The sequence below is a fragment of the Corallococcus sp. AB011P genome (assembly GCF_003611605.1).
Lineage (GTDB): Bacteria > Myxococcota > Myxococcia > Myxococcales > Myxococcaceae > Corallococcus > Corallococcus coralloides.
The window spans coordinates 100477-113937 of record NZ_RAVX01000020.1; the positions used below are offsets into that span (position 1 = coordinate 100477).

Genomic DNA, 13461 nt, shown 5'->3' on the forward strand with positions numbered 1-13461 from the left:
ACCCGATGCGCTCCGAATGCCCACTCACGTCGTTCCGTCATGAGTCCCCCCGGCCGGATACACAGACCGGGGCGGAGCATACTGAAACACGTTGGTTCGCCACCAGGACGGCCGTGTCCGCGTCCTCCTTGCGTCAGGGCCTCCATCTCCGAGCCGTCGCAGCGGTACGCTCCGGGCCCGGCCAGAACCCGTTCCGCGAGCCACTGCACGCCATGCACCTGGAAACACATCTCACCCTCGCCCTGCCTCCTGGAGCGGAGCCGGAGCTCCGGACATGGGCCGTGCGCCGTGGAGTGAAGGTGCTGTGCATCGAGCTCGTACGCGGCGTGGCACCCCGGCAGGTCATGCTGACCCTGCACAGCGGCACGTCGGTGGTGGAGGCGCGACAGCACGCCGAGGCGCTGGCCTTCGAGGCCCTCTCCACCTGCGGTGCACGGAGGTGCCGCCTCAAGGTCGAGGCGCCGTGGTCCCAGGGCCCGTTCGCGGTTTCCGCCCCGGTCTATCTGGAACACCACGTCCGGGTGGCCACCCGCGACCTGGAGGCCCTGGGGCGGCTCGCGGCCTCGCAGTCCGCCCACCTGTCCCGCAGCGCGTACAAGGTGTCACCGGACGGGGTCCAGGAGCGGTTCCTCACCCAGCGGTTCGGTCCCTCGGACGATGCCGCCATGGGTGCGGCTTTCGACTCGCTCCTGGCGAGCCTGGCGGACGCGGGGCTCCCGGTGACGAAGGTGGAGCGCGAGCGCGTGCTCTTCGATGACAACATCGCCCTCGACGAGGGCTGGCTGGAGGAGACATCCCGATGAGCGGCCCCACGAAGCCCGTATCGCCGCGGCACGTTCTTCCCGCGGGCTATGAGCGGGACGACAACCGGCCCGACGTGTTCGATCCGGCCCTCAAGCACCACGACGCAGCCTTCATCAAGGGTCCCCCCCGCTTCGAGGACCCCACGGAGGCGGCCCGCTTCCGTGAGGCCCGTGCCCGGCTCCTACGGCGGTGCCTCGCCGGCATTGGCCGCATGCGCGTGGGTGAGCAGCTCGTCGCGCGTGGCAGCGTCGTCCTCGATCTCTGGTACGGAGAGCGCGCCCGGCCGGCCAAGGACCTCGACTTCGTCGTCACGCCCGCATCCGTGAGCCCGACGTCGAGCGAGGGAAGGCAGCTCATGGCGGACCTGACCCGGGCCGTCACGGATGCGCTGCGGCTTGAAGGCATCCATCTGGATCCGGCGAGCATCCCGGTGGACGGCATCTGGACCTACGAGCGCGCCGAGGGCCGCCGGCTCACGTTCCCGTGGAGCTGGGAGGGCCGCGTCCGCGACTCGGTCCAGGTCGACGTCGTGTTCAACGAACAGCTGCTCTCGTCTCCGCTCCGGCACACGGTGGAGGGAGTGCCGGTCCAGGTCGCCACGCCAGAGGAGTCCCTGGCGTGGAAGCTGCTCTGGCTCAGAAATGACAGCTGGCCCCAGGGCAAGGACCTCTACGACGCGGTCTTGCTCGCGGAAGACACCCGCCTGCCACCGGGCTTCCTCCAGCACGTGTTCGAGGCGAAGCAGGCTTCGTGGAGCGTGCCCATCCAGCCGGGGGCGTTCGAATACGCGGGCGACCTGGACTGGCCCAATTTCGTGCTCGAACACCCCTCGCTCGCGGGAGCCACGCTCGAGGAGTTCCAGGCACGGTTGGAGCGGGCGCTCCAGCGAGGCATCTGAGCCCCATCACTACTCAATCGTGGAGTTCGTCACCCGGATGGGCGTGTCCGCGTGGTTGGAGATCTGCGGATAGGTCTCGTACCAGGAGCCGCCCTTGTTGTTCTGGATGACCGAACGGTCGATGCGGATGTCGCCTGAGTGGTCATTGCTCACGAAGAAGATGGCGCTGCCGTGCGCGTTGACCTCGTTGTGCTCGATGCGCGTGCCACAGAGCGACAGCGTCATCGTGTTGCCGTCGTTGTAGATGGCCCCGCCGCTGCCACCGCCCGGCGTGCCCGGCTTCGCGGGATTGGCACCGTTGCCGATGGCCCGGTTGTGGGAGAAGAGGCTGTTGATGACGGTCCACGACACGCCAATGCTGCTGATGCCGCCGCCGTTGGAGCAGACCCCGCCGTAGCCCGCCTTGCCGCCGAAGGTCGTGTTCACCACGTAGACAGGCTGGTCGTCGTGCTGGTCGAACACCCGCAGCGCGGCGCCTCCGACGTCTGGGCCGGTGTCCACGCACACGTTGTTGAAGAAGCGCGAGTTGATGACCTTCACCCGCCCGCCGCGCACCCAGACCGCGCCGCCGCCGTCGAACTCCTTCTCACTCTTGGAGCTGGCGTCCACGAAGGTGAGGTTCTGGAGCGTCAGCCTCGGGTGGTCCTGATCCTGGCAGTGGGAGGTCGTCCACACCTGGGCCTGATCACAGGTGTTCATGTAGAGGATGCGGTGCTTGCCCGCGCCGCTCAACGTCACCAGCCCCTTGCCGTCGATGACGATCTCCGGCCCCTTGTCGTTGAAGACCTTCGCCGTCCGGTCCAGCGTGATGACGACGGGCTCCGGGCCGCAGTCGAAGGTGATGATCCCGCCCTTCGCCACGGCGTTGACGAAGGCATCGGAGGTACAGCTGGCCGACGTGCCCGTCCCGACGACGGTGGTGGGCCGGGACACGTCCGCGAGCCCTGCCTCGGCGGGCACGGCGCACGTCGCCTCGGCGTTCGGGTTGCCGGCCGGGGGCCCGTCCTTCGGATTGGTCAGCGGGTTGGGCACGTCCACGCCCTCATCGTCCGAGCAGCCAGCGGCGCACATCAGCGCGACCCCCGCGGCCAGGGAGCGCAGCGTGGACACAGGGAACCGGTGAAGTCTCTTCGGGTGCATTCAGCCTCCAGGAGGGAGGCAGTCTAGGGCGGCGGTGCACCCGGGATGAACAAGGGTCATTCGCGGCGTCACAGCGAGGACCGCTTGCGGCAGTCGGGGATTTGGGGCACGAGACGCGCCGTGATCGTCCGTCCCCGCCCTGGCTTCTTCAAGCTCCTGTTCGTCGTGCGCGGCACCATCCTGCCGCGCGTCCTGCCCCACGTATTGGGGGTCGCGGCGCTCGCCACGCTGGTCGTCCTGACGCTCAAGCAGGGCTACATCCGGCTTCCAATCACGTCCCCCGCGCCGCTGTCGCTGCTCGGCATCGCGCTCTCCATCTTCCTCGGCTTCCGCAACAACGCCTGTTACGACCGGTGGTGGGAGGGGCGGAAGCAGTGGGGCGCGCTCATCATCGAAGTGCGTGCCTTCACCCACGCGACCATCGCGCTGCTGGACGACGGGCGCGCCGAGTTGCCCGAAGCCGGGCGGCAGGCGGCAAGGAGGCTGGTGCACCGCACCATCGCCTTCCCCTACGCGCTCGCCGCGCACCTCCGTTCGCAAGACGTCGGAGAGGCCATTGGCCGCCACCTCGAGGAGCCCGAACGCTCGCGCGTCCTGGGCAGCGGAAACCGCCCGAATGCCCTCCTGCGCGAGCACCAGTTGGAGCTGGCCCGCCTGCTCCGTGAGGGCCGGCTCACCGACATCACCTGGGGCGTCTTGAACGAACGGGTGCACGCCATGATGAGCATCTTCACCGCCTGCGAGCGCATCCGCCTCACGCCGCTGCCCTTCGCCTACACGGTGCTCCTGCACCGCACGGCCTACCTCTTCTGTCTGCTGCTGCCCTTCGGACTCGCCGAGTCGATGGGTTGGTTCACGCCGGTGCTCACGGCCATGATCGCCTACACCTTCTTCGGCCTGGACCTCCTGAGTGAGGAGCTGGAGGAGCCCTTCGGAGAAGCTCCCAACGACCTGCCCCTGCTCGCGATGTCCCGCACGGCGGAGATCAACATGCTGGAATCGCTGGGAGAGCCTCAGCCGGAGCCGCTGCGCCCCAAGGACTTCGTCCTCGGCTGACAGAAACATTCCGGTTCGTATTTTCAGAAAATACGGCTTTGGCTAGCTTCCCCAGGACGCGCCAGGAATGACCTGGCGCGCATTCCGAGGGAACCATGCTCAAGCTCTTGTCGTCGGCCGTCCTCAGCCTGCTGCTCTCCCTGGGGCTCCTGCCCGCGCCCTCCGAGGAGTCAGCGACGGCGGCGCTCGCGGCCACGACGACCACGGTCGCGACGCACAACACGTGGCACGGGCAGGCGAACACGAGGCCGCTCGCGGACATCATCGGCTGGCAGGAGGTGGACACCGCGGAGGGCCACTCCAAGCTCGGGGCGATGGATGCCTACGCGCACTTCCGGCCCGGTGATGACCTGCTGGACGCGCGCAACTCCATCGCCATCTCCTGGCGAAAGAACAAGTTCGAGAAGACGGGCGACGGGTCCCGGCTCACGCACGGCGGCGAGGCCGGGGTGACGCCGTCGCGCTTCGTGAACTGGGTCGTGCTGAAGAACCTCGCGACCGGCGAGAAGCTGGCGTTCATCAACACCCACTACATCTCCGGCGCCTGGAACGGGGAGCACCCGGAGCGGCAGGAGCGCTGGCGGACGCACAACACCGTGGTGCGCGAGGTCGTCGCGGAGCTGCGTGGCCGGGGGCTGCCCGTGGTGCTGGTGGGCGACTTCAACCGCGCGCTGTCGCAGGACATCCCCGGGATGAACCACCTGAACACGGCGGGTGTCAGCGGCGTGCCCATCGATCAGATCTACGTCACCGTGGGCATCGGCACCGGTCCCGCCGAGCGCCTGGAGAAGTACGGCTCCGACCACTTCGCCTACACCGCGACCGTCCAGTACTGAGGAGAAAGCCGGGGCGGGAGGACCGCCCCGGCTCGCTCGCGCTACCAGCAGGTGAACTGGAGATTGTCGTAACGGACCGACGCGGTGCTGAAGACCAGGGTGCGCATGTCGCCCTGGGCGAAGCCGCTCTCACCGCAGGCGCAGGTCGCCCCGGTGCCCGTGCATGACGTCCAGTTGGTGATGTCCCCGCTCGAGTCCTTGCGGTACTCGGCGTTGAAGACCGCCTTGTTCTTGTTCGTGAACCAGGTCTTGTACGCGCCGCACTCGTTGAACCGCTGGCACTCCTCGTTGATGGCGAAGTCGAAGGAGTCCGCGAGCGCGGGGATCTGGTCCACGTCGTTCTTGAGCGCGATGCCCAGGCACAGCGAGTGGGCGGTGGTGGCCAGCCAGCGGTTGTAGTCGAGCTGGTTCGCCGCCGTGAGGCCCCAGCAGGCCTGGTCGGTGCAGTTGATCTCATCGTCGTGCGAATAGCCGTCGATGTTGTCCGGCTCCACCGCGTCGCAGCCCTTGTTCTTCGCCAGCTGCATGCGCGACGTCATCACCGTGCGCACCGCCTGCTTGCGGTGATCCAACCACCACTCACAGCCACCGCCGCTCGTGCACCAGTCCCCCATGATGTGCACGGACTGCGCGCAGTTCTCCCCAGGGGTGCAGTACGTGTCCTGCGGGAACTGGTTCGCGTCGTCCCGCCAGTTTTCATAGGAGCCCGCGCTGAAGTAGCAGACCACCTTCTTGCCGGCGGTCTTGTACTCCTGGATCTTCGCGGCGGTCGTATTGAAGAGGTCCACGACGTAGACCTGGGCGTTGAGGTTGGTGGGAATGGCGTTGTGCTCCAGGTCCCACATCCAGGTGGTGCCCTTGGGGAAGGCCGCCACCGTGCAGGAGGAAGCCTCTCCACAGACGTTCGGCGTGCCGCCACCGCCGCACGTCTGGGGGCTCTGGCAGGCGCCACAGCTCGCGACCGTGCGCGCCTGGCCACAGTTGTCGGTGCCGCTCACCTGACCGCAGCTCGCGCCCAGCCGCGTGCAGAAGGCCGCGTCCGTCTCAGCCGTGCACGTCGTGGAGATGTCCCACGCCACCTGGAGCCGGAGGCTGTCCAACTGCGCCGCGTCCGTCCCCGCACCCTTGATGATGCGCGCGCGGATCTCCCCGGTGCTCGACACGAAGTTCGACGCGACCTCGGTGGTGGGGAGCGCGAGCGTCAGGGCCGGCGTCCACACCCAATCACCGCGCCCCTGCGAGTTGGCGATGCTGACCCAGCTGGAGGTGGAGAACTTGTAGAGCTGCCACTGGTAGTAGGACGTGGCGACCCCGGGCCCCTGGTACTTGGTCAGCAGGCTGAGCTGGGTGACCTGGGCCGGGGTGGGCGCGGCCAGGGTGAGGCTGGAGAGGTTGAAGGACAGGGAGCCCGTGTAGCTGGGGCTGAACTCGATGTACTGCGCATAGCAGTCCGCGTACGCGCCGACCGTGCAGTTCGCGCTGTTCGTCTTGAGCACGGCCATGCCGCCGCTCTTGCCCGACGCGTCCGTGTTCGCCTGCGTGCTCGCGGAGGCGAAGTCGATGACCTCCGAGCCCGGCAGGGCCTGCTGTTGAGCTTCCGGCTCCCGCACGTCGTCCGCCTCCAATGGCATGCATCCGGGTGTCAGCAAGGCAAGGCAGGGGAACAGCCAGGCACTCCAGTTCGACATTGCGCCTCCAGGGGTTTGGGCCCGGCTATCACAAAAGGCCACCTCATCACTTAGCTCTTGCGCTAAGTGTCTGAAGACGTTACTTAGCCTCGTGGAAAAGCATCCGGAACAGCTGAATGGAATTTTCCAGGCGCTCGCGGATCCGACCCGCCGGGCTGTGATTGCGCGTCTGGGAAAGGGCTCCGCCAGCATCAGCGACCTGGCGAAGCCCTTCGACATGGCCCTGCCCTCCTTCATGAAGCACATCCACTTCCTGGAGGACAGCGGGCTCATCCGCACGCACAAGGAAGGGCGCGTGCGGACGTGCGCATTGGAGAAGAAGTCCTTCGCCGCCGTGGAGTCCTGGCTGTCCGCGCAGCGCGCCCTCTGGGAGGCCCGCACGGACCGGCTCGAGCAGTTCGTCACCACCCTCTCCAACAAGGAGTGAACCGATGTCCCCTGCCCTGAATCCCGAGCTCGACCTGAGCATCTCGCGCATCATCAAGGCGCCGCGCGCTGTCGTCTGGAAGGCCTGGACGGACCCCGCCAGCTTCGAGCAGTGGTGGGTGCCCGCGCCGTCCCGGTGCAAGGTGTTGGAGCTGGACCTGCGGCCCGGCGGCGCGCTGCTGACGCACTTCAGCGAGACGGCCACCAGCGACTTCATGCCTCACCTCAGCGCGTGCTTCCTCGCCGTCGACACGCTCGAGCGCATCGTGTTCACGAACGTGATGGTCGCTGACTGGCGGCCCGCGGACGTCTCCGGCATGCCGCTCATGACCGCCATCATCACGCTGAAGGATCATCCGCAGGGCACCGACTACAGCGCCCACGTGATGCACAAGAACAGCGCGGACAGAAACATGCACCATGACCTGGGCTTCCACGAAGGCTGGGGCACCGTCACGGCGCAGCTCGCGGCGCTCGCTGAACGGCGCGTGTGACACCTGCGTCCGACATCCGCGGGCGCGGGCTCTGACAACCTTGTCATGCGCGGGTGCGAAGGCACTCTGAGCGGGCCTCATGCACACGGGTGGAACGACCCTTGCTCCAGCAAGGGTCCGTCCCCATTCGCAGCAGGAGGCATGCGTTGAACAAGGCGATGCTGATTCCGGTGCTCCTTCTCCTCACCGCGACCCAGGCCCAGGCCATGGAGCCGCCGGGGCCGCGGTCCTCCGTGGGAGAGCGGCCCGCGCACGCGCTCTGGATCTCGCCGCTGGTGACCGGTTCCCTCCTGCTGACGGGGCCACTCGTGGGCGGCACGCTCCACCTGGCGCTCCCTGTCGGCACGAACCTCCAGTTGTCGGACCAGACCGACCTGGTCATTGAAGTCACGCCCCGGTACGCGCGCCGCCGCTGCACGGAAGACATCGGCAACTGCGGCACGGGCCGGGCGCTCACGGTCTCCACGGGCGTGGCCTGGACGCCGTGGCCCCGCGCACGGGGCGACGGCTTCTTCCTCCAGCCCAAGCTGAGCGGCATGGTGAGCAACGAGAAGGACCGGCCCGACGCCGACAAGGGCGAGCCCGCCAATCGAAGCACGACGGGAGGCCAGCTCACCCTGGGCCTGGATCTGGGCTACCGGAAGACGTTCGCACGCACGAACTTCTATCTCGCCGCGGTGTTCGGCGCGGCCGTGGGCTACAGCTGGAACCAGCAGCGCAAGGAGCTGGACCTCGGCGGCCAGTACAGCCTGCCGTGGGGTGATACGCGCAGGAACGGGCGCATCGTGGACATCAACATGGACATCCTGCGGGTGGGCTTCAGCTTCTGACGCTCACGCGGCCAGGACAGCGCTCCGGACCAGTTCACGGAAGTGCCTCACCGCCGGGTCCGCATGCGTGCGGTCATGCCAGCACAGGGCCATCTTGACGGTGTGAGCGGGGACCGGCGCGTTGACGCCACGCACACCCAGGCGCGCTCCCTGCGCGGCGACGAGTGACTCCGGCAGCGTCGCGACCAGGTCGGTCGCGGCCACCATCGCCGCCGCCGTCAGGAACGAGGGCACCGTCATCGCGACCTCGCGGCGGATGCCCGCGCGTGCGTACGCGGCGCCGACGAGGTCCCGGAAGCCCTTGCCCGGGACCATCTCCACGCCCACGTGACGGAGCGCGCCGAGCGCACGCGCGGACAGGCGCTTCGTGAGCACGGGGTGGTCGTCGCGGGCCACGAGGACGGTGCGCTCGTCCAACAGCGGTTCGACGTGCAGGCCCGCGCCCCGCCCGGCGAGGCCGATGTGCAGGTCGACCTGTGACGAGGTCAGGTCCCCGAGCGCCACGAGCGAGGCGATGCCGACCACGGAGAGGCGCGCGTTCGGCATCTCTCCTGCCATCCGGGCGGCGATTCGCGGTCCCCACGTGACTTGACCCGCATCGGCGACGGCGAGCGTGAAGGTGCGCGTGCAGCGGGCCGGCTCGAATGGGGCCTCTTGCAGCCCGGACTCCAGTTCGCGCAGGCCTCGGGCGATGGCGGGGGCCAGCGCGAGCGCGCGAGGCGTGGGGACGATGCCACGGCCCTTGCGCGTGACCAGCGGGTCGCCCAACACGGACCTGAGGCGCGCCAGGCTGTTGCTGATGGCGGAGGGCGTGACGTGGAGCCGCTCGGCCGCGTGCACCACGCTGCGCTCGGTGAGGACGGTGTGGAGCACCAGGAGGAGGTTGAGGTCGAGGGCGGCGATAGAAATGCTCACGGTTGGTGAGCCTAGACCTCACGAACCATCACTACCAGGGAGGTGTCCCCTTCCCCATCATGGGTGCATGCACAGACTGCTCGGCTGTCTCGTCGCGGGCGTGCTCATCGCATGCCACACCTCTCCACCGCTTCCATCCCGGAGCACGCCCATGCCCATGGTTCACCAGGTCCAGGTCCTGGATTCGTTCATCTCCTACCGCGAGGCCGGGACGGGCTCGCCCATCGTGTTCCTTCACGGCAACCCCACGTCCTCACACGTGTGGCGAAACGTCATTCCGCGGCTCGCCGACCGGGGCCGGTGCCTCGCGCCCGACCTCATCGGCATGGGGGAGTCGGGCAAACCGGACATCGCATACCGGTTCGCGGACCACGCGAGGTACCTCGATGCGTGGTTCGACGCGCTCGGCCTGCGGGACGTCGTGCTCGTCGGCTACGACTGGGGCGGAGTGCTGGCCCTGGATTGGGCGCGGCGGCATCCGGACCGCGTGCGCGGCGTGGCCGTGTTCGAGACATTCCTTCGTCCCATGCGCTGGAGCGACTGGCCTCCCCAGGGCGAGCAGCTGTTCCGCGCCCTGCGCACGCCGGAGGTCGGTGAGCAGCTCGTGCTCGAACAGAACGCGTTCCTCGAGAAGTCCTTCGCGAACGGCGTCCAGCGTGGCCTCGCGGAGGGTGATCGGGCCGTCTACTCCGCTCCGTATCCAGACGCGGCGTCGCGACGCCCGGTGTTGCAGTGGCCCCGGGAGATTCCCATCGATGGCGAGCCCGCCGACGTCGCCGCGGTGATCGAACGCTATGACGCGTGGCTCTCGCAGCCATCCGTGAAGCCGGTGCTCCTGCTGACGTTCGGCGACACGGGGCTCAACGCACCGCGCATCGTCGAGTGGGCGCGCGCCAACCTCCGGTCCCTCGAAATCGTTCCGCTGGGACGCGCGGGGCACCATGCGCCGGAAGACGCGCCGGAGGACATCGCGCGCGCCCTCCAGGCCTGGATGGACCGCTCCGCGTGGTGAGCAACCAGGGCCCGTGCGACAGGTCAGCGCCTCCGCCTGCCGCCTCCTCGCCGGCCTCCGTACGTTGAGGCCTTGCCATGGTGGCCGCGGTTGCCCCCACGCTCGGGGGCGCCACGCGCCTGGGGCTGACGCTCGCGGGTGGCCTCGGTGATCTCGTCCGGCATCCAGGGCTGGTCGAGCAGGTCCTGGAGATCCAGGAGTGAGCGGGCCTGGAGCACGCCCCGCCGGCCCCGGGCCACACTGAAGCGCTGGGGGCGGTCGAGCAGCGGCAGCTCCTCCTCCACCAGGGTGCGGGCGAGCTTCTCCGGCAGGTGCAGCCGCACCACGCTCCGCAGGGCGCCGTCCGACAGCTCCTCCACGTCGTACTCCAGCGGCACCGCCTGCTCGCGGACCTCCACGGCGTCCGGGAGCGCCAGGAGGGCCTGCCGCGTCGCGCGCGGCACGAGCGCGTCCAGGTCCAGCCGCAGCGGCCGCTCCCGGAAGTCATCGAGCGTGTCCACCCCATCGAGCTGCGCCTCGTAGAGCGCGGTGAGCTCCGGGTGCCCCAGCGGCGCGGTGGTGCCTCCCGAACGCCGCCACAGCTCGCGCACCTCTGCGATGGCGACCCGGTGACGGTCCACCGCGGGATGCGGCGCCTCGCCCCTCGCCAGTGCTTCCGCGAGCGCGTGCCGGGCCGCATTGGCGAGCTCTGGCCCCCAGGCGCGCAGCACGTCCACTTCCTGCTCCAGCGTGAAGCCGTAGTAGTCCAGCAGCCTGATGAGCACGACCGAGCGGAAGCGCGCGTCATACGCGGGCGCCTCCGAGTGACGGCGCGCGTAGCGGCGCAGCAGCGCCTGGGGCAACTGGGTGCCTTCGATGGCGCCCTGCGACTCACCATTGCGGTCGGCGAAGTAGCGCAGCGTGCCCGCCACCGCGCCCAGGTTGCCGCACACGCTCGTCTTCGACACGCGGGTGAGCTCACCCCAGGCCGTGCGCTCGTCGATGACCAGGTCGAAGGGCATGAAGCGCGCGAGCTGGTCGCAGAAGCGATGGTGGACGCTGGAGTTCGCGAACGGCATGCGCGCGGGCAGCGCCAGCCCCACGCTCCGGTACACGCTCGCCATCGCGAGCGCCGCGTCCTCCAGGGCCTTCACCAGCACCCCGCGCCCCTCCGCCCAGGCCGCGAGCTTCTCCGGGTCGAAGATGTGACGCGGCAACCCCTGCACCTCCCCCACCGTGCCCGCCACACGGAAGGCCTCGGCGTACAGGTTGTACGCGGTCAGGTGATCGCTGCCGGGCACGAGCACCTCTTCCAGGTTCCGCTCCTCGCGCGTCATCCGGTGCAGGGACTCCACCGCGCTGCACACCGCGAGGAACGGCAGGAGCGCGTCCTCCGCGTTGACGATGAGCTCCGCCCAGGGGCGCTCCACGGGCAGGGCCTCCACCGCGCGGCCGTAGGCGGACAGCCGTCCATCCGCGTCCACGATGCCGCGCGCCTCCAGCTTCGCGAGCGCCCGCCGATAGGCGGCGCGGTCCAACGGCACGGGCAGGTCCAGCTCATCCGCCCGCACGCCCAGGGCCGCGGCGGTGAGCGCCACCCGCTCCGGCTCGCCCGCGAGCTGGAACTCGGGCTCGGTGGGCCGCAACGAGGCGAAGTGGATCAACCGGTCACTGAGGATGAAGACGCGCCCGCCCGCCACCCGTCCGTGCACGCGCCCCGCCATCTGCAAGAGCTCGTTGTTGCCCAGGTGCACGCGGGTGAGCACGTTGCGGCCGCCCTCCACCACGTTCGTGAAGCGCAGGTCGTCGATGACGACGGTGTCCAATCCGGGCACGTTGAGCGCGCTCTGCCCCGCCGCCGTCATCGTGAGCACGAACGGCCGGGGCGCCGTGCCCTCCAGGAAGGGGCGGATGGCGCGCAGCGGTTCGCCGCCGTGGTAGTGCGCCGCGTGGACCTCGGGTGAGCGGGCACGCACGTGGGCCGCCGCCTCCTCCACGCCAGCACGCGTGGCCAGGAACACGCCCACGCCGCGCCCCTGACGCTGCACGTCCTGGAGGAAGGCATCGTCGAGGAAGGACAGCGGCTTGCGGCGCTCCACCTCCACCTGGGCCGCCTTGCCCGGGTCGAAGGTGGACACCTGGAGCACGTCCGCGCTGTCCAGGTAGCGCGCGTAGAAGGCCGGATCCACCGTGGCGGACAGCCAGATGAAGCGGCAGCCCACGCGCTTGCCCAGGGCCAGGCACAGCTCCAGCTCCGCGGAGGTCTGGTGGATCTCATCCACGATGAGCGTGTCCTCGCGCCGGATGGCGCCGCCCTGGAACCAGCGCCGCGCGATGCCGGTGGTGACGATGGCCACGTCCGCGAGCGGCGTCTCCGCGGTGGCCTCCCGCTCGCGGTTGACCACCGCCACCCGCAGGGGCCGCCGGCCCGTGAGCTCCTCCGCGATGGGGCGGATGGCGAGCGTCTTGCCCGTGCCCGTGCCCGCGACGATGCCGAACCCCTGCCCGCTCCGCGCGAGCGCAAGGAGGCGCTCGCCGTGATGCTCTTCCAGGTACGTGCGCAGCTCCAGCCCGAGCGCCAGCTCGATGGTTTCGCACGCGGCTCGCGTGGGCGCGATGACCACCACCCGCCCGCGAAGGGGCGGCGTGGCGGAAGAAGCGTCGGTGCGGGGCGGCAGGAAGCGGTCGGTAGGTGTGCGCACGAAGGCCAGTGATACGCGCGGGAGGTGTCCCGGGGAAGCGTCAGATGCGTCCGGGACCGGGCAGACGGAGGTAGGCAGCCGCGCACGCCAGGGGCCTCTGGACGTGAACCCAGTGGAAATGTCGTCCACGGCGCATCCGCGGAAGGCCGCACGCCGGGGCGCCGAGTGGCTGCTGAGCCGGGCGTGCGCACCGCGCTGAGCGCACGGGCAAGAAGCCACGTGAGAGCCGAGGACGCGTACCGCGCGTCCTCGGCTCGTCAGGGTCAGCGGCTCATGTCGCCCCCGCCACCACCCGAGCCGCCTGAGCCGCCTGAGCCGCCTGAGCCTGAGCCTGAGCCGCCTGAGCCCGAGCCGCCTGAGCCCGAGCCGCCTGAGCCCGAGCCGCCAGTGCTCGAACCACTACCACCGGAGCCGCCACTACCCGAGCCGCCAGTGCTCGAACCGCTACCACCGGAGCCGCCACCACCCGAGCCGCCAGTGCTTGAGCCACCTTCGCTAGAGGTACCGCCGGAGGTGGAGCCGCCGCCCATGCCGCTGCCGCTGCCGCTGCCGCTCGTGCTGGAACCGCCTGTGCCGCCCGAGCTGGAACCGCCCGTCCCTGGGTTCGTCATTGAACCTGATCCGCCAACGTCGCCAGAGCCCGTCTCGGTTCCCTCCGTTTCATTGGAGCTTTCGCCGACG

12 protein-coding genes are annotated in these 13461 nt (G+C 69.4%); 8 read left to right on the plus strand and 4 right to left on the minus strand.

Annotation, left to right across the window (positions count from 1 at the left end):
* The first annotated feature begins 281 nt into the window (after positions 1 to 281).
* Positions 282 to 803, plus strand: a complete 522-nt coding sequence (locus D7X30_RS33765) for a hypothetical protein (protein ID WP_233591947.1) — start codon at positions 282 to 284, stop codon at positions 801 to 803.
* On the plus strand, positions 800 to 1702 hold the full coding sequence (locus tag D7X30_RS33770) for a nucleotidyl transferase AbiEii/AbiGii toxin family protein (RefSeq protein WP_120567104.1): 903 nt from the start codon (positions 800 to 802) through the stop codon (positions 1700 to 1702). The genes D7X30_RS33765 and D7X30_RS33770 overlap by 4 nt, the downstream gene beginning before the upstream one ends.
* Before the next feature lie 9 nt (positions 1703 to 1711).
* Here D7X30_RS33770 and D7X30_RS33775 read toward each other — a convergent pair whose 3' ends face one another.
* The gene (locus D7X30_RS33775; RefSeq protein ID WP_120567105.1) at positions 1712 to 2842 is read right to left on the minus strand and encodes a hypothetical protein; all 1131 of its coding nucleotides are present in this window, start codon (positions 2840 to 2842) and stop codon (positions 1712 to 1714) included.
* A 120-nt stretch (positions 2843 to 2962) separates the two neighbouring features.
* On the opposite strand from D7X30_RS33775, the gene D7X30_RS33780 reads away from it, so the two are divergent.
* Together D7X30_RS33780 and D7X30_RS33785 are read left to right on the plus strand one after the other, a co-directional pair.
* On the plus strand, positions 2963 to 3898 hold the full coding sequence (locus D7X30_RS33780) for a bestrophin family protein (RefSeq protein WP_120567106.1): 936 nt from the start codon (positions 2963 to 2965) through the stop codon (positions 3896 to 3898).
* A gap of 95 nt (positions 3899 to 3993) precedes the next feature.
* Positions 3994 to 4734 carry an endonuclease/exonuclease/phosphatase family protein gene (locus D7X30_RS33785; RefSeq protein WP_120567107.1) on the plus strand — a complete coding sequence of 247 codons (741 nt, stop codon included), beginning with the start codon at positions 3994 to 3996 and terminating at the stop codon, positions 4732 to 4734.
* A 41-nt stretch (positions 4735 to 4775) separates the two neighbouring features.
* Here D7X30_RS33785 and D7X30_RS33790 read toward each other — a convergent pair whose 3' ends face one another.
* Entirely contained in the window at positions 4776 to 6365 is a 1590-nt protein-coding gene (locus tag D7X30_RS33790; RefSeq protein WP_158619435.1) for an endo alpha-1,4 polygalactosaminidase, read from the minus strand.
* 148 nt (positions 6366 to 6513) lie between these two features.
* On the opposite strand from D7X30_RS33790, the gene D7X30_RS33795 reads away from it, so the two are divergent.
* The 3 genes from D7X30_RS33795 (at position 6514) to D7X30_RS33805 (ending at position 8172) form a co-directional block, all read left to right on the plus strand.
* Entirely contained in the window at positions 6514 to 6849 is a 336-nt protein-coding gene (locus tag D7X30_RS33795; RefSeq protein WP_120567109.1) for a helix-turn-helix transcriptional regulator, read from the plus strand.
* A 4-nt stretch (positions 6850 to 6853) separates the two neighbouring features.
* Positions 6854 to 7342, plus strand: coding sequence for an SRPBCC family protein (locus tag D7X30_RS33800; protein WP_120567110.1), 489 nt, complete (start codon positions 6854 to 6856; stop codon positions 7340 to 7342).
* Between the two features lie 146 nt (positions 7343 to 7488).
* Entirely contained in the window at positions 7489 to 8172 is a 684-nt protein-coding gene (locus D7X30_RS33805) for a hypothetical protein (protein ID WP_120567111.1), read from the plus strand.
* Positions 8173 to 8175: 3 nt separating this feature from the next.
* Here D7X30_RS33805 and D7X30_RS33810 read toward each other — a convergent pair whose 3' ends face one another.
* Positions 8176 to 9087, minus strand: coding sequence for a LysR family transcriptional regulator (locus D7X30_RS33810; RefSeq protein ID WP_120567112.1), 912 nt, complete (start codon positions 9085 to 9087; stop codon positions 8176 to 8178).
* A 151-nt stretch (positions 9088 to 9238) separates the two neighbouring features.
* Here D7X30_RS33810 and D7X30_RS33815 point away from each other — a divergent pair, with 151 nt between their 5' ends.
* A complete protein-coding gene (locus D7X30_RS33815) occupies positions 9239 to 10099 on the plus strand; it encodes a haloalkane dehalogenase (protein ID WP_120567113.1) in 861 nt (286 codons plus the stop codon).
* 23 nt (positions 10100 to 10122) lie between these two features.
* On the opposite strand, the gene D7X30_RS33820 is transcribed toward D7X30_RS33815, so the two are convergent.
* A complete protein-coding gene (locus tag D7X30_RS33820) occupies positions 10123 to 12780 on the minus strand; it encodes a DEAD/DEAH box helicase (RefSeq protein ID WP_120567114.1) in 2658 nt (885 codons plus the stop codon).
* Positions 12781 to 13461 lie beyond the last annotated feature (681 nt).

Excerpts from the sequence above, each read along its gene's own strand:
- D7X30_RS33770 (WP_120567104.1), top strand. The coding sequence starts at position 800 with ATGAGCGGCCCCACGAAGCCCGTATCGCCGCGGCACGTTCTTCCCGCG.
- D7X30_RS33775 (WP_120567105.1), bottom strand. The coding sequence starts at position 2,842 with ATGCACCCGAAGAGACTTCACCGGTTCCCTGTGTCCACGCTGCGCTCC.
- D7X30_RS33785 (WP_120567107.1), top strand. The coding sequence starts at position 3,994 with ATGCTCAAGCTCTTGTCGTCGGCCGTCCTCAGCCTGCTGCTCTCCCTG.
- D7X30_RS33790 (WP_158619435.1), bottom strand. The coding sequence starts at position 6,365 with ATGCCATTGGAGGCGGACGACGTGCGGGAGCCGGAAGCTCAACAGCAG.
- D7X30_RS33800 (WP_120567110.1), top strand. The coding sequence starts at position 6,854 with ATGTCCCCTGCCCTGAATCCCGAGCTCGACCTGAGCATCTCGCGCATC.
- D7X30_RS33815 (WP_120567113.1), top strand. The coding sequence starts at position 9,239 with ATGCCCATGGTTCACCAGGTCCAGGTCCTGGATTCGTTCATCTCCTAC.